The sequence below is a fragment of the Pseudomonas sp. F-14 TE3623 genome, assembly GCF_053629015.1.
In genome coordinates this window covers 3,464,060-3,490,606 of the sequence record NZ_JBRJHM010000001.1, presented here as the reverse complement: position 1 = coordinate 3,490,606, position 26,547 = coordinate 3,464,060, and the positions used below count along the sequence as shown (strand labels likewise).

The window sequence follows — 26,547 nt, the reverse complement described above, 5'->3', positions numbered from 1 at the left end:
CGTGACTGACTGGCATTAAGGCGCCAGTCAAGGTCAAAAGGCCGCTGAACACTCTGTGGCGAGGGAGCTTGCTCCCGCTGAGCCGCGAAGCGGCCCCAAAAAAGGAGCCACTGCACAACCCTGCGTCAGTAACTCCCTCACCACAGCAACCCACACCTACTAAGGCGTATCAATGTGATCCAGCAATCGGTTCGCGGTGATCTCCGCCACCATGATGCTGTTTGAAATGCCCATCAAGGCGTAGCGCGACTCACCCTCTAGATGATCTACCAACTGATGGACCATCACATCGACCGAGGCCAGCGTCTCGACCAAAAAAATCGCCAGGGTTTCGGCTGTGGCCTCTGGGGCCACGGCAAACAGCTTGCTGGGGTTACGCGCGGTGGCTTTGATATCGGCATTCGATGGAAAGTGGAAGTCGAGGGCGCGTTTGGCGGCCCCATTGAGTTTTTTTGAATCAGGTTCGTACGGGGATATTGGATCGGTGTCCGGCGGATTGGGCGTAGGTTTGATCATGGTGAAACTCCTGATTGTTCATTAGGAGCTACCGACATCACTTGCAGATGATGGGTGGCAGCTATGTGCGGGTCTGCAAGACCGGGAAACCAGGAACCCGGCAGATCCGAAGATCTCCCGCACAAAGCCGCCATTTCGCGGACATAAACGAGCGTCCTTTGGCAGGGCTATGCGACTGGTATTCCGGCGGGCTTGCAGACCCGATCACTGATGAGCAGTGACGAGAATTAAGTTACCGACGGCCCCCTAGACGCACAAGCCGGCGGATTCTGTCTTACCTGTAGGCGGTGGCGCAAGGCGTTGTAGCCTTTGGGTGGTAACGGCAAGCTTCATTTAAACGATCGCTATTTTTCTTGTTTAAATGGGCTGCGGGCGAAACGCAGCCTCACTCGCGGCGGATGCCTCTGTAGGAGCGAGGTTTGCCCGCGAAGAACGATAATGCGGTGTGCCAGACTTGACGCCTTCGCGGGCAAGTCGGATCGCCGCACCGCTCGCTCCTACAGGGGAATAGAGCCTCGCAGCAGCTCCTGCTCACGCTCACACAACTCCACCACGTAATCCCACAGCACCCGCAGCCTCACGGACTTGTGCAACTCGCGCCGCGTACTGATCCAATAACTGCGCTGGATGCTTTCATCCGGCAGCAACGGCACCAGTTGGGGATCGGCGCTGGCCATGTAGCACGGCAGCACAGCAATCCCCAGGCCCGAGCGCGCGGCCTGTTGCTGGGCGATGACGCTGGTGCTGTGAAAAACCACCTGGGGGTTGCGGCAGAAGCTGTTGAGGAACATCAATTCCTGGCTGAACAGCAAATCGTCGACGTAGCCGATCCATGCATGGCGACCGAGGTCTTCGCGGCTGCGCAGTGGTGGCGCGCGGTCCAGATAGGCCTGGCTGGCGTAGAGTGCCAGTCGGTAATCGGTGAGTTTGCGGGTGACCAGCATGTCGGCGGCCGGGCGTTCCAGGTGAATGCTGATCTCGGCTTCACGGTTGAGAATGCTGACGAAGCGCGGCACCGCCACCAGTTCCACTTCCAGTCCTGGATAGCGTTCGAACAGCCCGTTCATGCGGCTGGCAAGGAACATGATGCCCAGCCCTTCCGTCACCCCGACGCGGATCTTGCCCAGCGGCGCGGATGACTGGGTGATTTCTTCCTGAGCCAGTAGCGCGACGTTTTCCATGGCTTCGGCGTGTTTGAGCAGCGCTTCGCCGGCCGGGGTCAATTCGTAGCCTTGGGCATGCTGGACGAACAGCGCGGTGCCGAGGCTTTTTTCGATGGCTTCGATGTGCCGGGCCACGGTGGCGTGAGTGGTGTTCAAACGGCGAGCGGCGGTGAGCAAGCGGCCGCTGCGCTGCAATTCGAGAAAAAACCGCAGGTCATTCCAGTCGAACATGAACCATCCTTGACGTTATGCCGTTAGCGACGCTGTTTAAAAACGCACAGCAGCTGCGCAAAAACTAACATTCTTTTAACGAAAGCTAACAACTAGGATGACCGACAACAAGAACAACAATACGAGGTCAGGGATGCAGACTTCCCTTGATGAATACGACTACATCGTGGTCGGCGCCGGGCCGGCCGGTTGTTTGCTGGCCAATCGACTGTCAGCCAACCCGCAACACCGGGTGCTGCTGCTCGAAGCCGGCGGCCGCGATAACTACCCGTGGATTCACATCCCCGTCGGTTACCTGTTCTGCATCGGCAACCCGCGCACCGACTGGTGCTTCAAGACCGAAGCGCAATCCGGCCTGCAAGGCCGCGCCCTGAGTTACCCACGCGGCAAGGTGTTGGGCGGCTGTTCCTCGATCAACGGCATGATCTACATGCGCGGCCAGGCCGGCGATTACGACGGTTGGGCGACCGAGGGCAATGTCGGCTGGAGCTGGCAAGACGTACTGCCACTGTTCAAACAAAGCGAAAACCATTTTGCCGGCGACTCGGAATTTCATGGCGCTGCCGGCGAATGGCGGATCGAACGGCAGCGGCTGTCGTGGCCGATCCTCGATGCCTTCCGCACGGCGGCCGAGCAAAGCGGCATCGCCAGCATCGATGACTTCAATCAGGGCGACAACGAAGGCTGCGGCTATTTCCAGGTCAATCAGAAAGCCGGGATCCGCTGGAACGCGGCCAAGGCGTTTCTCAAACCGATCCGCCAGCGCGCCAATCTGACAGTGCTGACCGACGTCGAAGTGGACCGCGTGCAGCTGGAAAACGGCCGTGCCTCAGCGGTCAGCGCACGTTGGCAAGACCAGGCGAAAACCTTCAAGGCACGCAAGGAAATTGTGCTGTGTGCCGGTTCCGTCGGTTCACCGGGCATCCTCCAGCGTTCCGGTATCGGCCCTCGCCTGCTGCTGCAAAAACTGGGCATCGGCGTCGCCCATGAACTGCCTGGCGTGGGCGGCAACCTGCAAGATCATCTGCAACTGCGGCTGATCTATAAACTGGAAAACGCCCGCACCCTGAATCAGATCGCCGGCACGCTGTGGGGCAAGATGGGCATGGGCCTGCGTTATCTGTATGACCGCAGCGGCCCGCTGTCCATGGCCCCGAGCCAACTCGGCGCCTTCGCCCGTTCGGGGCCGGAGCAGACCTCGGCGAACCTCGAATACCACGTGCAACCGTTGTCGCTGGAGCGTTTCGGCGAGCCGCTGCACGCCTTCCCCGCCTTCACTGCATCGGTCTGCGATCTGCGTCCGCAAAGCCGTGGCCGAATAGACATTCGTTCCGCCGACCCGCGGGAAGCGCCGCTGATTCAGCCCAACTACCTGAGCCATCCCGAAGACTTGCGAGTGGCAGCCGACGCTATCCGCCTGACTCGTCGCATCGTCTCCGCACCCGCCTTGCAAGCGTTCAAACCGGTCGAGTACCTGCCCGGCGACAGCTTGCAGAGTGAAGAGCAGTTGCACGAAGCGGCCGCCCGGATTGGCACGACGATTTTCCACCCGGTGGGCACCTGCCGGATGGGCAACGATGCGGACGCGGTGGTCGACGCCGAGTTGCGCGTCCACGGCATTCCCGGCCTGCGCATTGCCGACGCCTCGATCATGCCGCGCATCACCTCGGGCAACACCTGTTCGCCGACGCTGATGATCGCCGAGAAAGCTGCGCAATTGATCCTCAACCCTTCGCCTATAGACCTCTCCCCTGTGGGAGCGGGCTTGCTCGCGAAGGCGGCATTACATTCAACATAGAGGTCGACTGACCCACCGCTTTCGCGAGCAAGCCCGCTCCCACAAGGGATCGCCGCTGCAAGGACTACGCAACACCAGTGGAACAACAAAAACAATCACTGTGAGGGATACCGATATGTCAGAACATGTTCAGCCCCTGGAAGCCGTCCGCAGCGCCGGCACCAGTCAGGAAACCCAGAAAGTCATCTTCGCCTCGTCCCTCGGGACGGTGTTCGAGTGGTACGACTTTTTCCTCTACGGCGCCCTCGCGGCGGTCATCAGCAAACAGTTCTTCGCCGGGGTCAACGACACCACGGCGTTTATCTTCGCGCTCATGGCCTTCGCCGCCGGCTTCATCGTGCGGCCGTTCGGTGCACTGGTGTTCGGACGTTTGGGGGACATGATCGGGCGCAAATACACGTTCCTCGCGACTATCGTCCTCATGGGCCTGGCGACCTTCTGCGTCGGCTTGCTGCCGACTTACGCGAGCATCGGCATCGCCGCGCCGATCATCCTCGTGGTGCTGCGCATGCTTCAGGGTCTGGCGCTGGGCGGTGAATACGGCGGCGCGGCCACTTACGTCGCCGAACACGCGCCGATGGGCAAACGCGGTTTCCACACCAGCTGGATTCAGTCCACTGCCACCCTCGGCTTGCTGCTGTCGCTGTTAGTAGTGCTCGGCTGCCGCTACTTCACCGGTGATCAGTTCGAAGTCTGGGGCTGGCGCATTCCGTTTCTGTTTTCGATCGTGCTGCTGGGCATCTCGACCTGGATTCGCCTGAGCCTGCATGAGTCGCCTGCGTTCGTGAAAATGAAAGAAGAAGGCAAGCTCTGCAAGTCGCCGCTGCGCGATTCCTTCGGCAAATGGGACAACCTGAAAGTGGTGCTGATTGCGCTGTTCAGCATCAACGCCGGGCAAGCGGTAACCTTCTACGCGGCGCAGTTCTATGTGCTGTTCTTCCTCACCCAGTTCCTGAAAATGGACCCGGCCCTGGCCAACAGTCTGCTGATCGTCAGCGTGATCATCGGCGCACCGTTCTTCATCTTTTTTGGCTGGCTCTCGGACAAGGTCGGGCGCAAACCGGTGCTGATGATCGGCCTGTTGCTGGCCACTGCGCTGTACTTCCCGATCTTCAAAACCCTGGCCCACTACGCCAACCCGGCCATCGACCAGGCCAGCCGCCAGGCACCGATCACCGTGCTGGCCGACCCGGCCACCTGCACCTTCCAGTTCGACCCGGTCGGCAAGGCTAAATTTGATAGCCCGTGCGACAAGGTCAAAACCTTCCTGGTCAAACAAGGCCTGCCCTACAACAGCGAAGCGGCTCCGGCCGGCAGCGCCGTGCAGATCAGCATCGGCGAGGTGAAAATCGATGGTTACGACGAAGCGGCCCTGCGCGGCGCGGTGACCCTGGCCGGCTATCCGTCGCAAGCCGACACCCAGCTGATCAACAAACCGATGATCGTGGCGCTGATCGTCGCGCTGATCATCATCTCCGCCATGTGCTACGGCCCGCTGGCGGCGCTGATGGTCGAACTGTTCCCGACCCGTATCCGCTACACCTCCATGTCCCTGCCCTACCACATTGGCAATGGTTGGTTTGGTGGTTTCCTGCCGACGGTGTCGTTTGCCCTGGTGGTGTACACCGGGGATATTTTCTATGGGCTGTGGTACCCGGTGGTGATTACCGGGGTGAGCCTGGTGGTGGGAATGATCTGTTTGCGTGAGACCAAGAATGTGGATCTGGACAAGAACTGACGGCACGAACCTCTAGCAAAGGGGTACCTGTGGGAGCGGGCTTGCTCGCGAAAAGGGAGTGTCAGTCGACATTAATGTTGCCTGGCACACCGCCTTCGCGAGCAAGCCCGCCCCCACATGGATTGCGTGCGGGCAACAGTCCCCTTACCACAATGCTTTCTGCACCTCAGGTATCAAGCACCTCAAACGTCACTTCTTCAGGATAAAACGCCACATACCCGCCAATCTGCGCAACCGACACCTTCGGGTGCTCATAACTCCATACCGCATTGGCACCTTCATGCCCGGGGATTTGCAGGCTGAAATAGCTGGCATCGCCCTTGTACGGGCAATAGCTGGTGTGGTCGGTGCGGGCGAAATATTGTTCGGCGATGTCCTCCCGGGGGATGTAGTACACCGGAGGATAATTGGCCTCATGCATGACCAGCGCCCGAGTGGATGACGCCACTTGAATGCCATGGAACTTCACCACCACGCAGCCGGGTTGAGGGCTGATGGCAATGGGATTACCGGGGCCGGGGGCTTTCATAGAGTAGGATCCTCTGTCGCTGTTGCGCTGTATCCGCGCTCCGACAGGTATACCTCATGTTTCGGCATCGCGACTGCTTCACAGCCGAACGGAGCTTGCCTGGGCTACAGTGAGGCCCCCAAAACAGCATGCCCCATCAGGAGAGCAGCATGGACATTGCCAACATCCCCTTCGGCACCACCGACTGGTCGCAAATCGAGCCCACCGAGCACCCGGGCGAGACTGGCAGCGCCCTGTGGCGCACCCGGCAGTTCGGCGCGATTCGTGCGCGCATCGTCGAATACACGCCGGGGTATCTGGCCGATCACTGGTGCTCAAAGGGGCATGTGCTGTTTTGCCTGGAGGGAGAACTGCACACCGAACTGGAAGACGGTCGAGTCTTCGTTCTCACGCCGGGCATGAGCTATCAAGTGGCGGACAATGCCGAAGCGCATCGTTCATCCACCGCCACTGGCGCCAGGTTGTTTGTGGTGGACTGACCGCTGTCATCAAGCGCAACAGCTTAAGCTGTACATCCATACAGATAAAGATTGCTCCATCGCTCATCAGCCGCCATTCTGTGCACCTCTCGAACACTGATTGATGATGGTGGTTATGCAGCTGTACCTCTGTGAAAAACCCTCCCAGGCCAAAGACATCGCGGCCGTGCTCGGCGCCAAGCGCCGGGGCGACGGCTGCTGGCTGGGAACGGGCGTCACGGTGACCTGGTGCATCGGCCATCTGCTGGAAACCGCACCGCCGGATGCCTATGACGCGCGTTACAAGCGTTGGGTGCTGGCGGATCTGCCGATCATTCCCGAAAAATGGAAGATGACCGTCAAACCGCGCACGGCCAGCCAGTACAAGGCGGTCAAACGCTTGCTCGGCGAGGCCAGTGAACTGGTGATTGCGACCGACGCCGACCGTGAGGGCGAGATGATCGCCCGGGAACTGGTGGAGCATTGCCGTTATCGCGGGCCGATCCGGCGGCTGTGGCTGTCGGCGCTGGACGATGCATCGATCCGCAAGGCACTGGCGGCGCTCAAGCCTGGGGCCGAGACGTTCAGCCTTTATCATTCGGCATTGGGGCGCTCCCGGGCCGACTGGGTGATCGGGATGAACATGAGTCGGCTGTTCACCCTGCTGGGGCGTCAGTCCGGCTATCAGGGTGTATTGCCGGTCGGTCGGGTGCAGACACCAACCTTGCGCCTGGTGGTGGATCGCGACCGCAGCATTGCCGATTTCGTCCCGGTGGCCTACTGGGCGATCGAAGTGCAACTGCTGCACGACGGCACCGCGTTCACCGCCCAATGGCGCGCGTCCTCCGACGTTTGCGACGATCAGGACCGCTGCCTGAATCAGGCGCTGGCTCAGAAAGCGGCTGCGGCCATTGGCGGTGCGGCGAGCGCGCGGGTGATCAAACTGCGCACCGAGCGGATGCGCGAAGTCGCGCCTTTGCCGTTCGATCTAGGCACGTTGCAGGAAGTTTGTTCGAAGAAGCTCGGGCTCGGTGCTCAAGAAACCCTCGATATCGCCCAGGCGCTGTACGAAACCCACAAAGTCATCACCTACCCGCGTAGCGACTGCGGCTACCTGCCCCTGAGTCAGCACAGCGAAGCCCCGGGTATTCTGGCGGCGCTTCGGCAAGCCGACCCGGCCCTGAACGCCTTGCACGATCACCTGGAGCCCCAGCGCCGCTCACGGGCCTGGAACGATGCCAAGGTCAGCGCTCACCACGGCATCATCCCCACAGCGGCGGCGAAAAACCTCGACCGACTGGCAGGCAAGCAACGGGCGGTCTACACCCTGATTCGGGCGCGTTACCTGGCGCAGTTCCTGCCGAACCATGAGTACGACCGGACCCAGGCCGACTTCGACTGCGCCGGTGAAGCCTTGCGCGCCGTGGGCAAGCAGATTGTCGAGCCCGGCTGGAAACGCGCCCTGCCCGAAGCCCTCGCGCCAGCCAAGGGCCGTGAAGCACCGGCACCACAAACACTGCCGGCATTGACCGAAGGACGTGACTGCGCAGTGGCCGATGTAAAACTCAAGGACCTTTGGACCCAGCCGCCCAAGCCGTTCACCGAAGGCGACCTGATCAAGGCGATGAAAAACGTCGCCAAACTGGTGGAAGATCCGCTGCTCAAGCAAAAGCTCAAGGACACCACCGGCATTGGCACCGAAGCCACCCGCGCCTCGATCATCCAGGGCCTGCTGGACCGCGGCTACCTGATCAAGAACGGCAAGGCCCTGGCCGCGACGCCGGCAGCGTTCAGCCTGATCGATGCCGTACCGCGCGCGATTGCCGATCCCGGCACCACGGCAATCTGGGAACAGGCCCTGGACATGGTGCAGAGCGGTGAAATGAGCCTGGAAGAATTCGTCACCAAACAGGCTGCATGGATGAGCAAGCAAGTGGCCCGTTGCGCCGGCCTGAACCTGACCATCAGCGGGCCGGCAAGCCCGGCCGGGCGTGGCGCCACACCGTGGAAAAACAAACGCAAACCGACCAAACGCAATCCCTCGACCAGCACCAAACGCGCGGCGAAACCGGCGAGCAAGGGTTGAGAGCACTTGCAACGAATCGAAATGGTCTAGTGTTCTTCATGTCCGGCAACATGCAATCCATGTGGGAGCGGGCTTGCTCGCGAAAGCGGTGTGTCAGGCGACATCAATGTTAACTGACACACCCTCTTCGCGAGCAAGCCCGCTCCCACAGGTTCAGCGTCAGGCATCAGCCCTGCTTTCTGAAAGGTACGACCATGACGACAATCAGAAGCCAGCCCTCAATAGAATTGCACGCCGCTCAGCGCGACGAACTGGAAACCATCGAAAACCTGATGCAGTTCTACGTGTATGACTTCAGCGAATGGCTGCCGCTGAAACTCGGGGAACATGGCTTCTTCAACATCCAGCCCAGGCTTGATTATTGGCGCAATCCCGCAACCAGACCGTTTCTGATCAAGGTTGACGACGAACTTGCTGGTTTTGTGACCGTGGATAACGAAACCCATATCGTCGGCGCGAAGCACAACATCGGCTACTTTTTTGTCAGTCGACGCTTTCGTGGCCAAGGCGTCGCGAGATTTGTCGTCTCTGCCCTCTTGAACCGGTTCCCCGGTCAATGGCAGATTTTCCACATCGAGGCCAACCAGCCTGCAAGGCTGTTCTGGGCCAAGGTGATACCTGATCTCACGGACGGTGAGTTCACCCTGCATCATCTGCCGATCGACGGTTATCCGTGCACCATTTACCGCTTTAAAAGATCGCAGCCTTCGGCAGTTCCTACCCCGGCCCTGTAGGAGTTGCCGAAGGCTGCGATCTTGGCGATTCTGTGACATCACAGCCTCCAATCGCTAGCCACACCTGACGTTCTAATTCCAAAACCACTTTGTCCGACAATATGTAGTGAGCAAAAATAATCACTACAAAACCGTTGACGCCTCCGATTTGCCCTTGCATGATGCAGACATCTCCCCGATCGGGAGTGCAGGTAACACGTTTGAGCAAGCTCGTCTGACCGCCGAGCTGTTTTTCCCGGATACACGCTGCCCACAAGGCAGATTGAAGAAGCTGACCTGGCCTGAACGTCCAGTACAAGGACGAGAAGCGCTGGCGATCAATCCTCATGAAGCTTGTGGCCGACCCTGAAAATGTCGGCAGTGGCCTCCAGGTTTTCGCTGCTTCTCTTCGTTGTGACGCTATTGCGTAGCAGTTATTCAACACGACTACATGCAACAGACGCGGGACCCCGTCGTATTGACGGCCGACCGCTGACGTCCTGGTTTCGGTGCCAGGGATCAACTAACCGATGGGCTACTTGTATTAGCGAATCAACTTTGAAAGATCACCAAATGGTCAAGGGGCTTACAATGAATCTGAACAATCAACCTACTATCGATGAACTGGCTCGCTTGTTCGCTGCGCAAAAAGACAGCCAGGACAGCCATATTCTGTGGATCAGCAAATCGGGCCAGGTACATATCGACTGCCTGTCGCCCCATGCCCACGAAGAAGCGTTCGACCAGAGCAACCAGAACCTGCTCGCCCGACTGAAGATGTACCGTCGCGGCCAGGGTTATGTCGGCAAAAAAGCCGCGGCCGACAAGGACTTCATCGGTAATGTGCTGCAAACGCTGAAACAGGCGTGGGCATCGATGCAGAACCAGAACGAAGTTCGGGTGATTGATCGGTTGTATTGATATCCCCTCTCAGTAATGAAAGAAGGCTCCGCTCGGAATATCGAGCGGGGCCTTTTCGTTTGTCTCGTGCGCACCAAACAAAGCTATGGTTAACCGTATGCCCTGCTGGATCTCTGGAGGCCTGCGATGAACAAAATCCTGATATTCATAGTGTTCGCGATGGCGAATGTTGCCCATGCGAACACCCTCCCTGGCATTCCCTCATTCGATGTGGACTGCCCCGGTAAAGTCGTTGTCCATGCGGATCAGGACGGCCCGGTATTGATCAACAGTAAAGAGGCGGTAACCAAAGCCATCGACGATCGCCGCTTCGAAGCCAGGGGTTCGGGCATCACGATCTCGATCATCCTCGCCGATGACGATTCGGTGACCGTGTCCTCCACCGGCAAGGCTCCCAATGGGCTGTGCCAATCAGTGGATGACTGACTTCGCCGACGCGACCGCAGTCGCGCCCAATACCAGATCCATAAAGGCCTCCGACGCCGCACTGTGATAGTTATTTTTGCGCCGAAGCAGCGCGGCCCCTCGGTTGGGCGCCTCCCCCAGCAGCGGAATTTTGCGCAATGCCCGTTCCGCAGTGGCGATGGGTTCCGGGAGGATGGTGGCCATCGGCGCGTGACGAATGACTTCCAGCAGCGTACTCACCGAGTTCACCTCGATTGCCACTTTGGGCGTAATGTTCTGTTGCCGAAAATACCCGTCGATAGAGGATCGGGTGATGAAGTCCGGCGTCAGCAACGCGAACTCCAGCTGCGCCACCTCCTTTGGCGATAGCGGGTTCTGGCGCTCGTACAACGGATGACTGCGCCCGACCATCACGCCCAACGTCTCGACAAACGCGGGCACGCACTCGATATCGAGGCTTCTCACCGGGGTAAAGGCGATGGCGATGTCCAGCGAGTCATCGAGCAACCCGGCCTCGATGTCATCCATCGATAACTCGAAAATCTGCAGATGGATGTTCGGAAACTTCGCCACGTAGTCGCGCACCAACGGCCCCACCAGATACGCCATGAACGTTGGCGTCATGGCCAGTCGCAAGGAGCCCCGAGACAAGTCCTTCACGTCATGCAGTGCGCGTTTCCCCGCTTCAAGTTCCACCAGTACCCGACGGGCACTTTCGATATAGGCCAGTCCCGCATCGGTCGGCTTGACCGTGCGCGAGGTGCGGTCGAACAAGCTCACGCCCAACGTTTCCTCCAGTTGCCGGATCTGCTGGGACAGCGTCGGTTGGGAGACGTGCAACGCCTCGGCGGCGCGGGTGAAGCCGCCGTGGTCGGCGACCGCCAGCAAATAGCGCAAATGTCGGAGCAGCATGGGGCACACCATCTATAGGCAGGGCTTATGCGAAGCATTGTATATCGGTCTTGGATGCTATGAATCAATCGACCGAAGATGGCTCCACTTTCCAGCCACAACCGATAGGAGTCACACCATGCAACAGTCCCACGCTTACCAGGACCCGAGTCTGGCCCTGACCACTTCGATCCTCGATGCCAAGGCGCGCAAGAATCTGTCCTGGCAGGATCTGACCGACGGCACTGGCCTGGGCCTGGCCTACGTCACCGCCGCCCTGCTCGGCCAACATCCGCTGCCGGAAGCCGCCGCCAAGGTGATTGGCGAGAAACTCGAACTGGATGCCGACGCCGTGGCCAAACTGCAGATCATTCCGCTGCGCGGCAGCCTCTCGGGTGTCCCGACCGACCCGACCATTTACCGTTTCTACGAAATGATCCAGATCTACGGCACCACGCTCAAAGCCCTGGTTCACGAGCAATTCGGCGACGGCATCATCAGCGCGATCAACTTCAAGCTGGACATGAAGAAAGTTGAAGACCCTGAAGGTGGTTCCCGCGCAGTGATTACCCTGGACGGGAAGTTCCTGCCGCTGCGTCCGTTCTGAAATCGACTAATGCCAGTCAGTTAAGAATTTGAACACTGCCCACCTGTGGGAGCGGGCTTGCTCGCGAAAGCGGTGTGTCAGGCGACATCAATGTTGACTGTGCCTCCGTCTTCGCGAGCAAGCCCGCTCCCACAGGTTCTGCACTTAACTGCCCCCTCATTCATTGCAAGGAAGTCCGCTATGAAAGCGCTCATCGAAGGCTTATTGAAGTTCCAGAACGAAGCCTTTGTGCAACGTACCGACCTGTTCAAACACCTGGCCACCACCCAGCATCCCGGCACTTTGTTCATCACCTGTTCCGACAGTCGTGTGGTGCCGGAACTGCTGACCCAGCAAGAGCCCGGCGAACTGTTCGTGGTGCGCAATGCCGGCAACATCGTACCCTCTTACAGCCCGCATCCCGGCGGCGTGTCGGCCACGGTCGAATATGCAGTCGCGGTATTGGGCGTGACGGACATCGTGATCTGCGGGCATTCGGATTGTGGTGCCATGACCGCCATCGCCCAGTGCAAATGCATGGATCACCTGCCCGCCGTCAGCGGCTGGTTGCAACACGCCGAGTCGGCCAAGGTGATCAACGATTCCCGCCCTCACGCCAGCGACGCAGCCAAGGTGAGTTCGATGGTCCGGGAAAATGTCATCGCCCAACTGGCGAATATCCAGACTCACCCGAGCGTGCGTCTGGCCCAGGAAAAAGGTCTGCTGAATCTGCATGGTTGGGTTTATGACATCGAGACCGGTTCGGTCGATGCTCTGGATGCCAGCGGTCGCAACTTCGTGTCGCTGGCCGAGCACCCGGACACCTGTGCGGTGTATGGTCAAGCGGTCGAAGCCGCCTGAAGGCTTCACCCGCTCGAGCTGCGCCAGGCTTGGCGCAGCGTTACAAAGTGAGCACGCGCGCGACTACACCCGTCCTCGGCTCCCGACCGGGAATGTGATACTCACAAGATCATCCTTGTCATTTGTCGTCCGTCTTTGCTGACGATGGTGGCCGACGTTCAGGCGTGTCTTCAGCATTGGGCGCTTCTGGAAAACTGCCCGGCGTGAACACGTGAGTGAGCAATTCGCTGGCATCGATGTCGACGACACCCTGAACCGAATGGGCCAGAGCAACAGCCTGTTCACACTGCCTGTGAGTGTTGACGCGGCCGCTCAATGCCACCCTGCCCGCATGGGTTTTGACATGGACATGCAGGCCAAGGGTTGAGTCGGCCAATGCCAGGGCCGACTTCACTCTGGTGGTAATCCACGCGTCGTGAACGACCGCTTCCAGATCATGAGAGTAATGTTGAAAGGAATGAAGTTTCATGACGCAACTCTCCCTGACGTAATCAGATGCGCCGCCCGCCCCACCGCAGACACGGACACACATTAAGTATAGTGCGGCCGTTGCCTGCGGGCGGGGCTGTCCCTGATGCCGGTAAGATATAAGAGCGACGAATATCCTGTGGGAGCGGGCTTGCTCGCGAAGACGGCGGCACAGTCAACATTGATGTCGCCTGACACACCGCTTTCGCGAGCAAACCCGCTCCCACAGGTTTGCGCGGCTGTTCTGGAGTGTTGTTTCAGCGTTTGACCGACAAATCCGTCTGCGTCATGCGGCTACGGATGGTGAACACGCCATCCCCCGAGAGAATCGCGCTGCGTGCAAACAAGCGCCCACTCTCCCAGTTCGAAAGCCCCAGCTCTGGCTTGTTCAGCGCGTACTGCCCGTCGACCCAGCGGGTAATCCCATTGCCAACAAAAGGCGCGTTGACCGCGTTGTAGAAACGCTCCTGCACCGGGGCATCTTCACTGATCAGCGACACAGTGAATTGCGGGCTGTAGCGGTTGAACAGAGCGATGGCCTGATCCAGGTCGTCGACGATCTTCAGGCTGACTTCCGGGGTTTCTTCCCATTCCCACTCGCGACCCAACTGATCCTCGGGCAGCGGTTCGGCCAACGCTTCGGTCTGATAGCCTTCGGCGCGGTACACCTCGACGCTCGCGGTCTGCCAATCGGTTGGCAAATGCTGCTCGCTACCCTTGACGATATGCAACTTGCAGCCCTGGCCCCGAGCGGTCCCGGCCTGTTGCAATGCGTCGAGAAACAGCGGCACCAGTTCGGCGGCGCGATCGCGGTGGATCAGGCAGACGTTCAGGGTGTTGCAGACTTTGCGGTCCAGCGAGTTGCGCACCACGGCGGCAAAGCGCTGGGCATCGGCGTCCTTGTCGGCGATAAGCCATGCGCCGCCGGTGCCGTGCAAGCTGACCGCGGTGCCGGCCTGTTGCGCGATGCTGCCCAACTGGCTGACCGCACGTCCCGAACCACGGGCCACAGCCAATGACAGGCGTCGGTCGGCGAACATCGCCCAACCAGCGGCGTGATTGACACTTTCAACCAGCGACACCGCACCGCTCGGCAATCCGGCATCGCTCAATGCAGGGTTCAATGCATGGGTGACGATGGCCTGAGCGGTGCCCAGCGCATCGCTGCCAATGCGCAACACCGCGGTGTTACCGGTGCGCAAGACACCGGCGGCGTCGGCAAAGACATTCGGCCGGCCTTCGAACACGAATGCGACGATGCCCAGCGGCGACACCACTTGCTCGACTTTCCAGCCGTCATGCTCGACGCAACTCACAACCTTGCCGCGGGTGGCCGGTGCATCGCGCCAGGCCCTGAGACCTGCAATCATGTCGCCGCGCATGCGTTCATCGGCGAGCAACCGCGTGGTGGAACGCCCGCGCGCCTTGGCTCGCTCGATGTCGGCCAGGTTCGCGGCCGCAATCAAGGCCCAGCATTCAGGCGTTTCCAGGCGTTGGGCAAAGCGATCGAAGAACTCGCTGATGGCCTGATCCGAGACGCCAGACATCGCAGCGAACGCCACTTCGGCACGTTCGATGGCGACCGCCGCCGCTTGCTGGTCCGCTACCGGGATCAGCAGCAATTCGCCGCTGACCTGCTCCACCAGCAGATGGTCGCCGGGCTGAAAGCGCGCCGCCAGTTCGGGGCTGACGACAGTGACACGATTACCGGCAAAAGGGATTGGCGTGCCAGCGACTAGACGTTCGAGCGCAAGAGACATGAAACGGTTTCACCATGCAGGAGAGCGGCCAGAAAATGTATAGGAAAATCCGTGGAACGTCATTCACTGGGGCGCAGTAGCGGTTACTTTTTAGCAAGTCGAAATACATCTTGCTCCAGGCGATTGCTCCCCTGTTTGCGCCACCTGGCGTTCGCGTCATAGACCACCAGCAGCAAGGGCTCTTCTACGCCCGCGGTGCTGATAAAGGTCAGTCCTTCGGCATGATCGCAGCCTTTATCCTCGCCTTGCCCGTAAGGAACCTCCAGGACTGGCGTCAATTGTTCGCTGAAGGCAAAACTTTCCTTTGTTGGCCTGGCGCCGTCGAGCCATCGAAATACGCTGACAGGCCCGTCGAGGTTCATCGTCGGCCCGGCCAGGATCAACATGTCGTCACCCTCGATGCATAAGTCCCTGACGCCGAGTCCGCCCAACTGGAGAAAATGCTTTCGATATTTTCGCCCCCCAGGCCCGATTTTTTTCAGCGTCAGCGTGTGGGCGGTCTGGGGATGGTCCTCGGGTTCGATCTCCAGAACAATGGTCCAGCCCCGCAGCACTGGCCCTCGCAACCCGATAAAAACACGCTTGCCGTTGACCTCGAGGCCTTCGGTATCGAACCCGTTGTCCTTGCCGGGAATGTGCAGGAATGCCCCTACATGCTCATCGTCCTTGAGTTCATCGAGCAATTCGTTACCCAGTTGATTGCCGGCCAATTGGGCGGCGGCTCGATCATCGCTGGCGGTGCTCTTCACCAAAGTGAACGTCCCGTTTTCTTCGACCACCGGAATCCGGGCCAGGAGAAAACGATTGCCATCGCGGCTGACAGTTGCCAGACGCTCGGCGTTTTTCTTCAGGGTCTTGGTGCTATCGGTTTTTTTCCGTATCAGGCTGTGAGACCCCACAATCCAGAGATACCCCGTGTCGGGGTCGTAGCTCATGCCTTCCAGGTCTGCTTCAACGAATTCTTGGCCATTCTTCGGAATGACCGGCAGCGCCAACAGGGATCCCAGCGAGAACTGTTTGTGTTCGTCAAACAAAAACTCGGCCGCACCGGCGCGCTCACGCAGGGTGAAGCGCTCCAGCGTCAAGGATTCATCATTGGCGACCCACAGGGTGTTGCCAATCTGGACCACGGCGGACAACCCTTTGCGCAAATGAGCGTCCGGCTCATTGAAGACTAGAAGCACGGAACCGAATTTCACCATGAAGTCACCCAGCCCTTCACCCGTTCGGGTGAGTCAAAGAATGCCTGCTTCACGGTAGCGGTCATCGGTCGCTAGTCAAGAGATGCCATCAGAACACCGACCAGCCAATCCGCTGACTCAACAACTCCAGCGCCGCCATGCCCGCCAGAGAATTGCCGGCAGCGTTCAATTCCGGGGACCAGACGCACACCGTGAATTGCCCCGGCACTACCGCGACGATGCCCCCGCCCACGCCGCTCTTGCCCGGCAGGCCGACGCGATAGGCAAAGTTACCGGCTTCGTCGTACAGCCCGCTGGTGGCCATGATCGAGTTGACTTGCTGGGTCTGGCGGGCGCTGAGGATCTGGGCGCCGCTGTGTTTGCAGAAACCGTCGTTGGCCAGAAAGCAGAACGTGCGGGCCAGATCCACGCAACTCATGCGTAGCGCGCAATGGCTGAAGTAGCTGCGCAGCACGGCTTCGACGTCGTTATGAAAGTTGCCGAACGATTGCATCAGATAAGCCATGGCCGCGTTGCGCGCGCGGTGCTGGTATTCCGACTCGGCGACCTTGCCGTCCACCATGACATTCGGGTTGCCGGACAAGCGCCGGACAAAATCGCGCATCGACAATGCCGGCGCGGCAAAACGTGACTGGTTGATGTCGCAGATCACCAGCGCACCAGCGTTGATGAAGGGATTGCGCGGGCGCCCGCGCTCGAACTCCAGCTGCACCAGTGAGTTGAACGGCTGGCCGGACGGCTCGTGTCCCAGGCGCTCCCAAATCGCTTCGCCGGAATGGTCGATGGCCTGCACCAGGCTGAATACCTTGGAGATACTCTGCACCGAGAACGGCGTGTCGGCGTCTCCGGCGCAAAACAACTCGCCGTCATTGCCATACACGGCAATGCCCAACTGATTGGACGGCACGGTGCCGAGGGCGGGAATGTAGTCAGCCACTTTGCCCTGACCGATCAACGGTCGGACTGCGTCAAGGATCTCGTTCAACAGCGCTTGCATGCCGGGTTCCGAAGTCTCGCCCCATAGGATTGCGGGGACACTGTCGCTAGACGCTGCTGGTCGGTGATGAATCACAGTTTTGTATGGGAATGTATCTGTCGCGGCCCGGGATACATGAACTTGCACCGGGCGACCTTTCGGACATACCGCCCACACACCGGGTTGAAAAACTCCTGCTGTCCGCTGACCACCGGCAAAACCGGGTCGGCCCTTGCTCAGGAGTGTTGTCATGATGACCCAAGTTCCCCGTTACCACGGCTGGTCGCTGTTTGGCCTGCTGTCCCTGCTGGTGTTGTTGATGACCGGCCTGATTCTGTTGCTGAACCCGGATCTGGTGGAAGCCACCCGCAGCGCCATTCGCGCCACTGCACGCACTTCGTTTGCACTGTTTCTCGCTGCGTTCACTGCGTCCGCTTTGGCTGTGCTGGTGCCCTCGCCTTTCACCCGATCGCTGGTGCGCGAACGACGCTTCATCGGCCTGGCCTTTGCGTTTTCCCACCTGGTCCACGCCATCCTGATCTACAGCTACGGCCAATTGAACCCCGAGTTCTGGCCCAGCCGCACCACGGTCGGCAACATCCCGGGCTCGGTGGGTTATCTGTTTATTTTGCTCATGGCACTGACCTCGTTCAAAACCACGGCGCGGCTGATCGGCCCCAAAGCCTGGAAAGCCCTGCACGTCAGCGGCATGTGGGTACTCGCGGCGGTGTTTACCTATTCCAACTTCAAACGCATCCCCATGAGCGCCTGGTACGTCCTGCCGTTCGGTTTGATGTTTTCGGCAATCGTCGTTCGGCTGCTGGGCAAGATTGCGTTGAAGTACAAACGGTCGGTCAGGAATGCGCTGTTGACTGAATGAAATCTCAACAACACCAACAATCCCCTGTGGGAGCGGGCTTGCTCGCGAAAGCGGTGTGTCAGGCGACATCAATGTTGAATGTGCCGCCGTCTTCGCGAGCAAGCCCGCTCCCACAATGAATCCCCGGAGCTCACGCCCATGAACACCTCTCTCTCATCGGCCATCAAAGGCCTGCACCTGAACCTCGACCGTGTCGGTAGCTGGATCGCGCCCCTGACCTTGCGGGTGTTTCTGGCCTGGGAATTTTTCGAGTCAGGCCTGGAAAAATGGAACGGTCAGAACTGGTTCGCCGACATTCAGCACAACTTCCCGTTTCCCTTCAACCACGTGCCGGCCACGCTGAACTGGGAACTGGCGATGTGGGCCGAATTGATCTGCGCCCTCGCCCTGCTGGTGGGCCTGGGAACGCGGGTTTCGGCGGTTATTCTGACCATAGTCACGATCGTTGCGACCGCTGCCGTTCACTGGCCGGCCGATTGGTCTACATTGAGTGAACTTGCCCAAGGCTATGCCATCAGCAATAAAGGCCATGGTAACTTCAAACTGCCGCTGATCTACCTCGCAGCCCTCATGCCGTTGCTGCTCTCGGGGGCCGGCAAACTCAGCGTGGACGCGCTGTTGGCTCGATACTTCTGGCGGCGCAGTCACCGCTGATACGCAGCGTCTCGATAACCTACCCAACTTATGTAAAGGAGCCATCATGAGCGTAACCACCCAATGGATCGAGATCAGTAGCGCCGAGGGCACATTCGGCGCTTACCTGGCCATCCCCCACACCCTTAAAGGTCCGGGGATTGTGCTGATTCAGGAAATCTTCGGCGTCAACGAACACATCCGCTCGGTCGCCGAGCAATACGCCGCCGACGGCTACCTGGTCATAGCGCCGGATCTGTTCTGGCGCAACGGCCACCGTATCGAACTGGGCTACGACGAAGCAGGCTGGAAACGCGCCGTCGAACTGATGAATGCCACCGACACCAAAAAAGCGCAGGCCGACATCAAACTGGCCATCGACGCCCTGAAAGCACAACCTGGGCTGGACGGCAGAATCGCGTCTATCGGTTTCTGCTTCGGCGGCATGCTGTCGTACAACACCGCGGCCAACGGTTTCGTCGACGTGGCGATCGCCTACTATGGCGGCGGTATTCAGAACCAACTGGATCGAGCCGATGAAATCAAAGTGCCAGTGCTGATGCACTTCGGCGAACAGGACAGCCACATCCCCATCGACGCCGTGAAACAAATCGCCGAGCGTTTCGAGTTCAACGATGACGTCGATATCGAGGTTTATCCGGGGGCCGAACACGGCTTCAACTGCTCACACCGTGACAGCTACAACCAACGGGCGGCGGTTGAGGCACATGGCAATACGTTGCTCTTTTTGAGTCAGAACCTTTAAGACCTGATCGCTGGGGTTGGCGACATAAACAATCGGTGAGCATTCAATCCCGGAAACCAGCATGGACAACCTCTCAAAACCCAGACCGACCTCATTACGCATCCCCTCCACGGTCTGGGCCCTGGGTTTTGTCAGTCTGTTCATGGACCTGTCTTCGGAGCTGGTGCACAGCCTGCTGCCGGTATTTCTGGTCACGACCTTGGGCGCGAGCGCATTGACCGTCGGGGTGATCGAGGGCATCGCCGAAGCGACCGCGATGCTGACCAAGATCTTCTCCGGGGCCATCAGCGACTTTATTGGCCGGCGCAAAGGCCTGCTGTTGATGGGCTACGGTCTCGCCGCCTTGTCGAAACCGCTCTTTCCCCTCGCGCAGTCGGTGGATGTGGTGTTCACCGCACGTTTTCTGGATCGCATCGGTAAAGGCATTCGTGGCGCGCCGCGAGATGCGCTGGTCGCCGATATCGCACCCGCTGAAATCCGTGGTGCTTGCTTTGGCTTGCGCCAATCGATGGACACCGTGGGCGCCATTCTTGGCCCGATCCTGGCGATCGTACTGATGTTATGGCTCGGGCAGATCCATCTGGTGTTGTGGTTTGCGGTAATTCCGGCGGTGATATCAGTGGCGCTGATTGTCGGCGGGGTCAAAGAGCCGACCACTGTCGCTGGCGAACGTGCCTTTCACTCGCCAATCCACTGGAAAGTTCTGCGGGATTTTTCGCGCGATTATTGGTGGGTGGTGATCGTCGGCGGGCTCTTCACGCTGGCCCGTTTCAGCGAAGCCTTTTTGGTTTTGAAGGCGCAACAAACAGGCCTGACGGCCACTTGGGTGCCGATGGTGATGGTGGTCATGTCGCTGCTCTATGCGGTGTCCGCCTACCCTGCCGGCTGGTTGTCCGACCGGATCAGCCGCACCAAAGTGTTGTGTGTCGGCATCGTCCTGCTGATCCTGGCGGACCTGTTATTGGCGCAAGCAGATTCGATCATGACCATGCTGGCGGGCGTGGCTCTGTGGGGCCTGCATATGGGTTTCAGCCAGGGCATTCTCGCGACACTGATCGCCGACACCGCGCCCGAACATCTCAGGGGTACGGCATTCGGCCTGTTCAATCTGATCAGCGGCGTGTGCCTGTTGATCGCCAGTGTACTTGCGGGCGCGCTGTGGGAGACCTCGGGCTCAGCCAGCACCTTCGTCGTCGGGGCGGTGCTGGCGGTTGCGGCGTTGTTGTTGCTTCTGCTGCGCAAGCCCTAGTCCACAGTGGCGGCGAACCCGCGTTGCAAATCCTCGATCAACGTGTCGGCATCTTCCAGGCCGATATGCAGCCGCAGCACCGGGTTCAATGCACGATCTACCGCGCTGTTGCGATCCTTGGTATCCGCGACGGTGACCAGGCTTTCATAGCCGCCCCAAGACGCGCCCAGACCAAACACCTGCAGCGCATCGATAAACCGCTCGAGGTACTTGGCGTCGACATCGCGCAGTTCGAAGGACAGCAAACCGTTGCTGCCAGTGAAGTCCCGCCGCCACAGTGCGTGATGAGGATGATTGGGCAGCGCTGGATGGAACACCCGTTTCACCTGCGGTTGCGCCTGTAGCCATTGAGCGATTTCCAGAGCCTGGCGTTCGTGTACGTCGAGGCGCGGCGCCAGGGTTCGTGCACCGCGCAGCACCAGATAGGCATCGTCGGGACTGACGGCGATGCCAAAGGTGTCGCTCATCGACGACAGTGGCTGCCAAACCTCTTGCCGGGTACAGACGCTGCCCATGACTACGTCGCTGTGGCCGCACAGGTACTTGGTCAACGCCATGATCGAGATATCCGCGCCCAGGGTCAGCGGCCGGTACAGATAGCCCGAGCCCCAGGTGTTGTCCACGGCCAGCAGTATGCCGCGCGGTTTGCACAATGCAGCGATGGCCGGCAGGTCGCAGAGTTCATACAGCAGCGAGCCGGGCACCTCGGTGTAGACCATTTTGGTATTGGCTTGCAGTTGCGCTTGCAGGCCGCTGCCGTCAGGCGCGAAGTAGCTGACCTGGATGCCGAACGGCTCAAGCAGCTCCCGGGCCAGACGCCGCACGGGCGCATACACCGCATCGGTGATCAGCACATGATCGCCGGGCCGCAAGTAGGCCAGAAATGTCTGCGCCACTGCCGCCAGCCCCGTGCCGAACAAGCGCGTGCGGTAACCGCCTTCCAGTTCCGTCACCAGATCTTCCAGGGCGAACGCCGTGGGATTGCCACGGGCGCCATAGCTCAGAACACGTTCACTATCACGACGAGCACGGGCGTCGCGCATTTGCGCCAGGTTGTCGAACAGCACCGTGCTCAAACGAGTGACCGGCACGTTGACCGCCCGACCGCCATTGCCCTTTTCAGTTCGCGCCGAATGCACCAGACGGGTACGAACCCGCGTATCACGGCTGGCTTGAGGCTGCGCGCGCAGCGGTTTGAGGCTGGCGATTTCGTCCTCGCTCATTTGCGCCAACAAGCCGATTTCCCAAGCCAGGTACTGACGCGCCGCGTCCTTGTTGCCGGAGTGACGATCGTGGGTAAAGAACAGGAAATCGATGCACTGGTGATCGGGCGGTGTGTTGGCATCCTCATGCAGTGCAAACCCCGCCGCACGCCAGGCCTCGACACCGCCATCCAGCAACCGAGTTTGTATACGCTGAGCATCGGGCAATTCCAGTACCGCGAAAGCGGCCAGCAGCGGATCATCGGCCAGCAGCACCAGAGGCAGTTGCTCTCCCATCACCTCAGTCGCCAGCAACGAGCGGATCGACCAGCGCGAGCCGGCGATATGACCTTTGCGCCAAGTCATGCTTGGACGCAGGTCAATCAGTGTCACCTCGTTATCCTTCAGCGCATCGCTCAGGGCCTGTGCCGTGATCACTGGCAACGCTTCGTGTGCGACGGCCTCCACCGCCGGCAACGCCAGACCGCTGTTCACCCCATCCGCTAGAACATAAGCCTCATGCCCCAACTGCCGAAGCCAACTGGCAACAATCGGTGCCCGCACGCCATCGCTGTCAATCAGCACCACCCGCGCCTGGCGCACGCCGATGTACAAATCGGTAGATTGAATCAGCTGGCCACCCGGCGCGGGTTGCGCGCCCGGCAAACTGCCGGCGGCAAACTCCTCGGCGGTACGCACATCACACAGAAACAGACTGCGTTCGGCCTCCCCGGCCCACTGCTCGACTTGCGCGGTCGCAACGGTTTTTACCCCGGCCCGTTCGGCCAGTTGTGCCGCGGCAAGACGCTCTTGCGGCAAGGTCTGCGATGACACCTCATCGGCATAGCGGCGGGTGCTGCCATGCTCCAGCTGAAGATCTTCCAGGTACCAGCCCTGGGTCCCATTTTCCAAGGCATAGACCGGGTTCTTCAGCCCCAGATTGATCAGGGTCTGGGCACCGATAATACTGCGGGTTCGACCGGCGCAATTGACCACGATCGGCGTGCTGTCGTCCGGCACCAGATCGTGTACGCGATAGCCCAGTTCGCCATTCGGGCAGCAGACAGAACCGGGGATGGTCATCTTGCGGTATTCGTCGAACGGCCGACCGTCCAGCACCACCAACGGTTCGCCCCGGGCTTGCCATTCGGCCAGCTGTTTTGCGGTGACATGCGGCGTATGACTGGCCTCTTCCACCAACTCGCCAAAGGCCTTGGACGGCACGTGCACGCCGGCAAACAGTTGCAGGCCTGCCGCTTCCCAGCCCTCGGCACCACCGTCGAGAATATGCACGCGGCCGTACCCCAACGCCTGCAGACGCTGAGCGGCGCGCGCCGCGACGTCCCCTCCGTTCTGGTCATAAATCACCAACCGCACCTGCGGATTCGGCGCCAGGCGTCGGACCTCCAGTTCCAGTCGACTGTAGGGCAGGTTCACCCCGTAAAACAGATGGGCTTCGCCATATTGGCCGTGCTCACGCACGTCAAACAGGGCAATTTCCTGCCCGTCGAACAGCCATTGCTGCAATTGCCCTGGAGTTACAGTCCGATTCATGCGTAGGCCTTGATCGACGGGGCCATTTGCGAGGCGTTGTAATTGAGAATGCGCCCGTCGGCCTCGACCCCATAACGGCCATTGAGCGATTCCAGCGGCAAACCGTAAAGGTGGAAATGCAGGGTTGGTTGCTCGCCTTCGACACGGATGCCATGCAGGTCTTCACCGAGAAACGAAATCGACGTGCCAGGCTGCACGATCACTTGTTTTTCCAGGTGCAGGGTGGTGAATCCAGGCTCGCGGTCCTCGTCATCACGGGCGTAGACGTAATTGATTTCCTGGCCTTCGACGGCACTGATGATCGCCCAGGTTTCGTGGTTGTGCGCGATGGTGCTTTTGCCCGGCAACAGCGAGTTGAGGTACAGCGTCGGCGTGTCGCCATCGTCGTTGAGACGGTAGCGAAACGCGGTGCTGCCCTGCCCTGGCACCGGAGCCGGGAACGCATCGAAATTGAACAGATCGCGGCGCTCGGCCAGGGTTTCGAGCAAGGCGACGATTTGCGTCAACGCGGCGCGGTCGACGCCGCGCTGATTGATGACGCGGATTTTCTTGAGGAAATCCTCGATGACGGCGGCACGGTTATCGGTACTCATGAACAGACTCCTCGGTATTAGACGGACAGGCTGTAGCGGCTCAGGTTGGTCAACAGATACGGGTCGTTGGCGACGCGGGGACGGCGTCCCGGATCGCCCAGGGCGTGGCGCAAAAACTCTTGAGTGCGCTCGCTGGTGGGGTGCTGAAAGATCTGCGCGGCGCTGCCGTGCTCGACGATCACGCCGTTTTCAGTGAAGTAGACGATGTCGCTGATCTCTTCGGCGAAGCGCATTTCGTGGGTCACCAGCACGCAGGTCATGCCCTCTTCGGTCAGCTCGCGAATTACCGTCAGTACCTCGCCGACGGTTTCCGGGTCGAGGGCCGAGGTCACTTCATCGAACAGAATCAGTTCCGGGCGCATGGCCAGCGCCCGGGCAATCGCCACCCGCTGTTGCTGACCGCCAGAGAGTTGTCCCGGATAGGCATCGGCCTTGTGCTCCATGCGCACCTTGGCCAGCAAGGCGCGGGCGTCTTTCTCCGCCTCGGCGCGGTTGCGCCCCAGCACTTTGCGCGGTGCGATCACCAGGTTCTCCAGCACCGACAAATGCGGGAACAGGTTGTACTGCTGGAACACAAACCCCACGCGTTTGCGCAACTCGATGCGCTGGGCTTCCTGGGCCAGGGTGTGAACCTTGGTGGCGCCGACACGAATGCTGCCGCGCTGAGGCTGCAACAGCCCGGTGATGCAACGCAGGATCGTCGACTTGCCAGAACCGGACGGGCCGATGATCGACACGGCCTGGCCGCGGTGCACGTCGAGGTCGATACCCTTGAGCACCGGGTTGCTGCCAAACGACAGGTGCAGGTCACGCAGGCTGACCAGAGGCTCGGCGACGGTTTCAGTAGAAGGCATAACGTCGCTCCAGGTGTTGGGTGAGTCGGGAAATCGGGTAGCAATAAGCAAAGAACAGCACCAGCAGGCTCAGGTAAATCACCACGGTGAAGCCGGTCAGGTTCACCGTGTTGCTGGCGATCTGCGCGGTGTCGATCACGTCATGCACGCCCACCAAAGACGCCAGCGCGGTGCCCATGGTGATCACCGCGTAGAGGTTCATCCATGGCGGCAACATGCGTTTGAAGCACTGCGGCAGGATGATCGAGCGGAAAATCTGCCCACGGGTGAACGCCAGGGAGCGTGCGGCTTCCCATTGGGTACTGGGGATCGAGGCGACGGCGCCACGGAAGATTTCCGCGACGTTGGCACTCGCCGGCAACGCCAGGCCAAGGGTGACCTTGACCCAGTCGGGGAACGAGACATAGGCCCTGCCGATGTGGATCTCGAACGGGAACACATAGGTGGTGAAATAGATCAGCACCAGCCACGGCGCGTTGCGAAAAATCTGCACCCAGATCCGCGCCGGCAAACGCAGCAGCCACAACGGCGACAACCCCAAGGCACCCACCAACAGTCCCAGCAACGCCCCCAACCCGATCGCCACCAGGCTGATCAGAATGTTCTGGCCAAAGCCCACGACCAGCGCCGGGGACCATTGCAGCAAGGCCTTGAGCACCGGGCTGTGCGGGGTGAAATACACCAGCCAGAGCACGGCAACCGCCAACAGCAGCAACTTGCCGACATGCCGCCGTGGCCAGGCCACTGGCGCGGTGACGGACGATTCAATGGCCATAGCCGGGCATCCTCAGGCGCGCTTCGAGCAGGCGTCCCACACAATTGACGGTAAAACTCAGCAGACCGAAAAACGTCAAGATCAGAATCATCAACTCCAGCACGTTATCGCTCTGGGTCCAGATCATGATCGCCGCGTAGGTGATATCGCCGACGGCAATTGCCGAGGCGACGGCGGTCATTTTCACCAGGTCGATCAGGTTGTTGATCAGCGATGGCAAGGCGAAGCGCAAGGCCAGCGGCAGTTGCACATTCCACAACAACTGGCGGCTGCTGAACGCCAGCGAACTGGCCGCCTCCATCGTCACCGCAGGCACGGCTTCGATGCCGGCGCGCAAGGCTTCGGCATGGAACGCCCCCTTGTGCAGCGAGATCACGATCACCACCCAGGCGAACGGCGTCAGCGGGTTGGCCGCGCCGACGGCCTGGGTCAGCAGCATGTTCAGCACCAGGAACGCGCAATACAGCTGCACCAGCGTCGGCGTGTTGCGGGTGACTTCGACAAATACTCGCGCGGGTTTCGCCAGCCAGGGTTTGCCCGAGGTCAACATCGCCGCCAACCCGACACCCGCCAGCAGACTGCCGACGATAGTGAACAGGCACAGCAGCACCGTGGTCAGCGCGCCCTGCTCCAGGGTTCCGCGCTGATAGGCGTCCAGCAGAAAACCGTAATTCAGGCCGAACCCGGCGGCCCAGTGGACGAACAGTTCCATCCAGTGATTCCTTGAACGACCGCCGAG

The 26,547-nt window shown here is 60.1% G+C and carries 26 protein-coding genes; 13 read left to right on the top strand and 13 right to left on the bottom strand.

The features are described from left to right. Positions 1–159: 159 nt before the first annotated feature. Together AB7M29_RS16350 and AB7M29_RS16345 are read right to left on the bottom strand one after the other, a co-directional pair. Complete coding sequence (locus AB7M29_RS16350; protein WP_454247302.1) at positions 160–516, bottom strand: DUF6124 family protein; 357 nt, start codon at positions 514–516, stop codon at positions 160–162. 497 nt (positions 517–1,013) lie between these two features. After that, the gene (locus tag AB7M29_RS16345; RefSeq protein ID WP_454247301.1) at positions 1,014–1,910 is read right to left on the bottom strand and encodes a LysR family transcriptional regulator; all 897 of its coding nucleotides are present in this window, start codon (positions 1,908–1,910) and stop codon (positions 1,014–1,016) included. Positions 1,911–2,043: 133 nt separating this feature from the next. Here AB7M29_RS16345 and AB7M29_RS16340 point away from each other — a divergent pair, with 133 nt between their 5' ends. Further along, positions 2,044–3,708: a GMC family oxidoreductase gene (locus AB7M29_RS16340; RefSeq protein ID WP_454247300.1), complete on the top strand. Its 1,665-nt coding sequence runs from the start codon at positions 2,044–2,046 to the stop codon at positions 3,706–3,708. A 115-nt stretch (positions 3,709–3,823) separates the two neighbouring features. Continuing rightward, entirely contained in the window at positions 3,824–5,446 is a 1,623-nt protein-coding gene (locus AB7M29_RS16335) for an MFS transporter (protein ID WP_217854627.1), read from the top strand. A 166-nt stretch (positions 5,447–5,612) separates the two neighbouring features. Here the strand turns inward: AB7M29_RS16335 and AB7M29_RS16330 are convergent, their stop codons facing one another. Further along, the gene (locus AB7M29_RS16330) at positions 5,613–5,975 is read right to left on the bottom strand and encodes a DUF427 domain-containing protein (protein ID WP_007907061.1); all 363 of its coding nucleotides are present in this window, start codon (positions 5,973–5,975) and stop codon (positions 5,613–5,615) included. Positions 5,976–6,124: 149 nt separating this feature from the next. On the opposite strand from AB7M29_RS16330, the gene AB7M29_RS16325 reads away from it, so the two are divergent. From AB7M29_RS16325 to AB7M29_RS16305, 5 genes are all read left to right on the top strand, one after another. Further along, positions 6,125–6,454, top strand: a complete 330-nt coding sequence (locus tag AB7M29_RS16325) for a DHCW motif cupin fold protein (protein ID WP_217854626.1) — start codon at positions 6,125–6,127, stop codon at positions 6,452–6,454. Positions 6,455–6,569: 115 nt separating this feature from the next. Next, positions 6,570–8,519 carry a DNA topoisomerase III gene (locus AB7M29_RS16320; RefSeq protein WP_454247299.1) on the top strand — a complete coding sequence of 650 codons (1,950 nt, stop codon included), beginning with the start codon at positions 6,570–6,572 and terminating at the stop codon, positions 8,517–8,519. 194 nt (positions 8,520–8,713) lie between these two features. Next, a complete protein-coding gene (locus AB7M29_RS16315; RefSeq protein WP_217854624.1) occupies positions 8,714–9,253 on the top strand; it encodes a GNAT family N-acetyltransferase in 540 nt (179 codons plus the stop codon). Between the two features lie 570 nt (positions 9,254–9,823). Further along, on the top strand, positions 9,824–10,153 hold the full coding sequence (locus tag AB7M29_RS16310) for a hypothetical protein (protein ID WP_217854623.1): 330 nt from the start codon (positions 9,824–9,826) through the stop codon (positions 10,151–10,153). A 126-nt stretch (positions 10,154–10,279) separates the two neighbouring features. After that, entirely contained in the window at positions 10,280–10,579 is a 300-nt protein-coding gene (locus AB7M29_RS16305; RefSeq protein WP_217854622.1) for a hypothetical protein, read from the top strand. On the opposite strand, the gene cynR is transcribed toward AB7M29_RS16305, so the two are convergent. Next, positions 10,565–11,470 (bottom strand): transcriptional regulator CynR, encoded by a 906-nt coding sequence (cynR, locus tag AB7M29_RS16300; protein ID WP_454247298.1) that lies wholly within the window; start codon positions 11,468–11,470, stop codon positions 10,565–10,567. The genes AB7M29_RS16305 and cynR overlap by 15 nt on opposite strands. A 118-nt stretch (positions 11,471–11,588) precedes the next feature. Here cynR and cynS point away from each other — a divergent pair, with 118 nt between their 5' ends. Continuing rightward, positions 11,589–12,056, top strand: a complete 468-nt coding sequence (cynS, locus tag AB7M29_RS16295) for a cyanase (RefSeq protein WP_454247297.1) — start codon at positions 11,589–11,591, stop codon at positions 12,054–12,056. Positions 12,057–12,236: 180 nt separating this feature from the next. After that, the gene (locus AB7M29_RS16290) at positions 12,237–12,896 is read left to right on the top strand and encodes a carbonic anhydrase (RefSeq protein WP_454247296.1); all 660 of its coding nucleotides are present in this window, start codon (positions 12,237–12,239) and stop codon (positions 12,894–12,896) included. A gap of 118 nt (positions 12,897–13,014) precedes the next feature. Here the strand turns inward: AB7M29_RS16290 and AB7M29_RS16285 are convergent, their stop codons facing one another. From AB7M29_RS16285 to glsB, 4 genes are all read right to left on the bottom strand, one after another. Then, on the bottom strand, positions 13,015–13,365 hold the full coding sequence (locus AB7M29_RS16285) for a BON domain-containing protein (protein WP_454247295.1): 351 nt from the start codon (positions 13,363–13,365) through the stop codon (positions 13,015–13,017). A 256-nt stretch (positions 13,366–13,621) separates the two neighbouring features. Further along, the gene (locus tag AB7M29_RS16280) at positions 13,622–15,124 is read right to left on the bottom strand and encodes an aldehyde dehydrogenase family protein (RefSeq protein ID WP_454247294.1); all 1,503 of its coding nucleotides are present in this window, start codon (positions 15,122–15,124) and stop codon (positions 13,622–13,624) included. Positions 15,125–15,207: 83 nt separating this feature from the next. Next, entirely contained in the window at positions 15,208–16,326 is a 1,119-nt protein-coding gene (locus tag AB7M29_RS16275; protein WP_454247293.1) for a DUF3616 domain-containing protein, read from the bottom strand. An 88-nt stretch (positions 16,327–16,414) separates the two neighbouring features. Next, a complete protein-coding gene (glsB, locus tag AB7M29_RS16270; protein ID WP_052962965.1) occupies positions 16,415–17,323 on the bottom strand; it encodes a glutaminase B in 909 nt (302 codons plus the stop codon). Between the two features lie 229 nt (positions 17,324–17,552). Here glsB and AB7M29_RS16265 point away from each other — a divergent pair, with 229 nt between their 5' ends. The 4 genes from AB7M29_RS16265 (at position 17,553) to AB7M29_RS16250 (ending at position 20,830) form a co-directional block, all read left to right on the top strand. Continuing rightward, positions 17,553–18,182 carry a ferric reductase-like transmembrane domain-containing protein gene (locus tag AB7M29_RS16265; protein ID WP_454247292.1) on the top strand — a complete coding sequence of 210 codons (630 nt, stop codon included), beginning with the start codon at positions 17,553–17,555 and terminating at the stop codon, positions 18,180–18,182. 138 nt (positions 18,183–18,320) lie between these two features. Further along, the gene (locus tag AB7M29_RS16260) at positions 18,321–18,836 is read left to right on the top strand and encodes an HvfX family Cu-binding RiPP maturation protein (protein ID WP_217854615.1); all 516 of its coding nucleotides are present in this window, start codon (positions 18,321–18,323) and stop codon (positions 18,834–18,836) included. Between the two features lie 46 nt (positions 18,837–18,882). Then, positions 18,883–19,581 (top strand): dienelactone hydrolase family protein, encoded by a 699-nt coding sequence (locus AB7M29_RS16255; protein ID WP_217854614.1) that lies wholly within the window; start codon positions 18,883–18,885, stop codon positions 19,579–19,581. Positions 19,582–19,642: 61 nt separating this feature from the next. Continuing rightward, positions 19,643–20,830, top strand: coding sequence for an MFS transporter (locus AB7M29_RS16250; protein ID WP_454247291.1), 1,188 nt, complete (start codon positions 19,643–19,645; stop codon positions 20,828–20,830). Here the strand turns inward: AB7M29_RS16250 and metC are convergent. The 5 genes from metC to AB7M29_RS16225 are packed head-to-tail and all read right to left on the bottom strand — an operon-like array spanning position 20,827 to position 26,520. Continuing rightward, the gene (gene metC, locus AB7M29_RS16245; RefSeq protein ID WP_454247290.1) at positions 20,827–23,586 is read right to left on the bottom strand and encodes a cystathionine beta-lyase; all 2,760 of its coding nucleotides are present in this window, start codon (positions 23,584–23,586) and stop codon (positions 20,827–20,829) included. The genes AB7M29_RS16250 and metC overlap by 4 nt on opposite strands. Next, entirely contained in the window at positions 23,583–24,179 is a 597-nt protein-coding gene (locus AB7M29_RS16240) for a cysteine dioxygenase family protein (protein ID WP_217854611.1), read from the bottom strand. The genes metC and AB7M29_RS16240 overlap by 4 nt, the downstream gene beginning before the upstream one ends. 17 nt (positions 24,180–24,196) lie before the next feature. Then, positions 24,197–25,033 (bottom strand): amino acid ABC transporter ATP-binding protein, encoded by an 837-nt coding sequence (locus tag AB7M29_RS16235; RefSeq protein WP_217854610.1) that lies wholly within the window; start codon positions 25,031–25,033, stop codon positions 24,197–24,199. After that, positions 25,020–25,808 carry an amino acid ABC transporter permease gene (locus tag AB7M29_RS16230; protein WP_454247289.1) on the bottom strand — a complete coding sequence of 263 codons (789 nt, stop codon included), beginning with the start codon at positions 25,806–25,808 and terminating at the stop codon, positions 25,020–25,022. Before AB7M29_RS16230 ends, AB7M29_RS16235 begins: the two co-directional genes overlap by 14 nt. Then, entirely contained in the window at positions 25,798–26,520 is a 723-nt protein-coding gene (locus AB7M29_RS16225; RefSeq protein WP_096480031.1) for an amino acid ABC transporter permease, read from the bottom strand. The genes AB7M29_RS16230 and AB7M29_RS16225 overlap by 11 nt, the downstream gene beginning before the upstream one ends. Positions 26,521–26,547 lie beyond the last annotated feature (27 nt).

Bases quoted from the DNA above. Each gene is read 5' to 3' on its own strand.
- AB7M29_RS16350 (WP_454247302.1), bottom strand. From the start codon at position 516: ATGATCAAACCTACGCCCAATCCGCCGGACACCGATCCAATATCCCCG.
- AB7M29_RS16345 (WP_454247301.1), bottom strand. From the start codon at position 1,910: ATGTTCGACTGGAATGACCTGCGGTTTTTTCTCGAATTGCAGCGCAGC.
- AB7M29_RS16340 (WP_454247300.1), top strand. From the start codon at position 2,044: ATGCAGACTTCCCTTGATGAATACGACTACATCGTGGTCGGCGCCGGG.
- AB7M29_RS16335 (WP_217854627.1), top strand. From the start codon at position 3,824: ATGTCAGAACATGTTCAGCCCCTGGAAGCCGTCCGCAGCGCCGGCACC.
- AB7M29_RS16330 (WP_007907061.1), bottom strand. From the start codon at position 5,975: ATGAAAGCCCCCGGCCCCGGTAATCCCATTGCCATCAGCCCTCAACCC.
- AB7M29_RS16325 (WP_217854626.1), top strand. From the start codon at position 6,125: ATGGACATTGCCAACATCCCCTTCGGCACCACCGACTGGTCGCAAATC.
- AB7M29_RS16320 (WP_454247299.1), top strand. From the start codon at position 6,570: ATGCAGCTGTACCTCTGTGAAAAACCCTCCCAGGCCAAAGACATCGCG.
- AB7M29_RS16315 (WP_217854624.1), top strand. From the start codon at position 8,714: ATGACGACAATCAGAAGCCAGCCCTCAATAGAATTGCACGCCGCTCAG.
- AB7M29_RS16310 (WP_217854623.1), top strand. From the start codon at position 9,824: ATGAATCTGAACAATCAACCTACTATCGATGAACTGGCTCGCTTGTTC.
- AB7M29_RS16305 (WP_217854622.1), top strand. From the start codon at position 10,280: ATGAACAAAATCCTGATATTCATAGTGTTCGCGATGGCGAATGTTGCC.
- cynR (WP_454247298.1), bottom strand. From the start codon at position 11,470: ATGCTGCTCCGACATTTGCGCTATTTGCTGGCGGTCGCCGACCACGGC.
- cynS (WP_454247297.1), top strand. From the start codon at position 11,589: ATGCAACAGTCCCACGCTTACCAGGACCCGAGTCTGGCCCTGACCACT.
- AB7M29_RS16290 (WP_454247296.1), top strand. From the start codon at position 12,237: ATGAAAGCGCTCATCGAAGGCTTATTGAAGTTCCAGAACGAAGCCTTT.
- AB7M29_RS16285 (WP_454247295.1), bottom strand. From the start codon at position 13,365: ATGAAACTTCATTCCTTTCAACATTACTCTCATGATCTGGAAGCGGTC.
- AB7M29_RS16280 (WP_454247294.1), bottom strand. From the start codon at position 15,124: ATGTCTCTTGCGCTCGAACGTCTAGTCGCTGGCACGCCAATCCCTTTT.
- AB7M29_RS16275 (WP_454247293.1), bottom strand. From the start codon at position 16,326: ATGGTGAAATTCGGTTCCGTGCTTCTAGTCTTCAATGAGCCGGACGCT.
- glsB (WP_052962965.1), bottom strand. From the start codon at position 17,323: ATGCAAGCGCTGTTGAACGAGATCCTTGACGCAGTCCGACCGTTGATC.
- AB7M29_RS16265 (WP_454247292.1), top strand. From the start codon at position 17,553: ATGATGACCCAAGTTCCCCGTTACCACGGCTGGTCGCTGTTTGGCCTG.
- AB7M29_RS16260 (WP_217854615.1), top strand. From the start codon at position 18,321: ATGAACACCTCTCTCTCATCGGCCATCAAAGGCCTGCACCTGAACCTC.
- AB7M29_RS16255 (WP_217854614.1), top strand. From the start codon at position 18,883: ATGAGCGTAACCACCCAATGGATCGAGATCAGTAGCGCCGAGGGCACA.
- AB7M29_RS16250 (WP_454247291.1), top strand. From the start codon at position 19,643: ATGGACAACCTCTCAAAACCCAGACCGACCTCATTACGCATCCCCTCC.
- metC (WP_454247290.1), bottom strand. From the start codon at position 23,586: ATGAATCGGACTGTAACTCCAGGGCAATTGCAGCAATGGCTGTTCGAC.
- AB7M29_RS16240 (WP_217854611.1), bottom strand. From the start codon at position 24,179: ATGAGTACCGATAACCGTGCCGCCGTCATCGAGGATTTCCTCAAGAAA.
- AB7M29_RS16235 (WP_217854610.1), bottom strand. From the start codon at position 25,033: ATGCCTTCTACTGAAACCGTCGCCGAGCCTCTGGTCAGCCTGCGTGAC.
- AB7M29_RS16230 (WP_454247289.1), bottom strand. From the start codon at position 25,808: ATGGCCATTGAATCGTCCGTCACCGCGCCAGTGGCCTGGCCACGGCGG.
- AB7M29_RS16225 (WP_096480031.1), bottom strand. From the start codon at position 26,520: ATGGAACTGTTCGTCCACTGGGCCGCCGGGTTCGGCCTGAATTACGGT.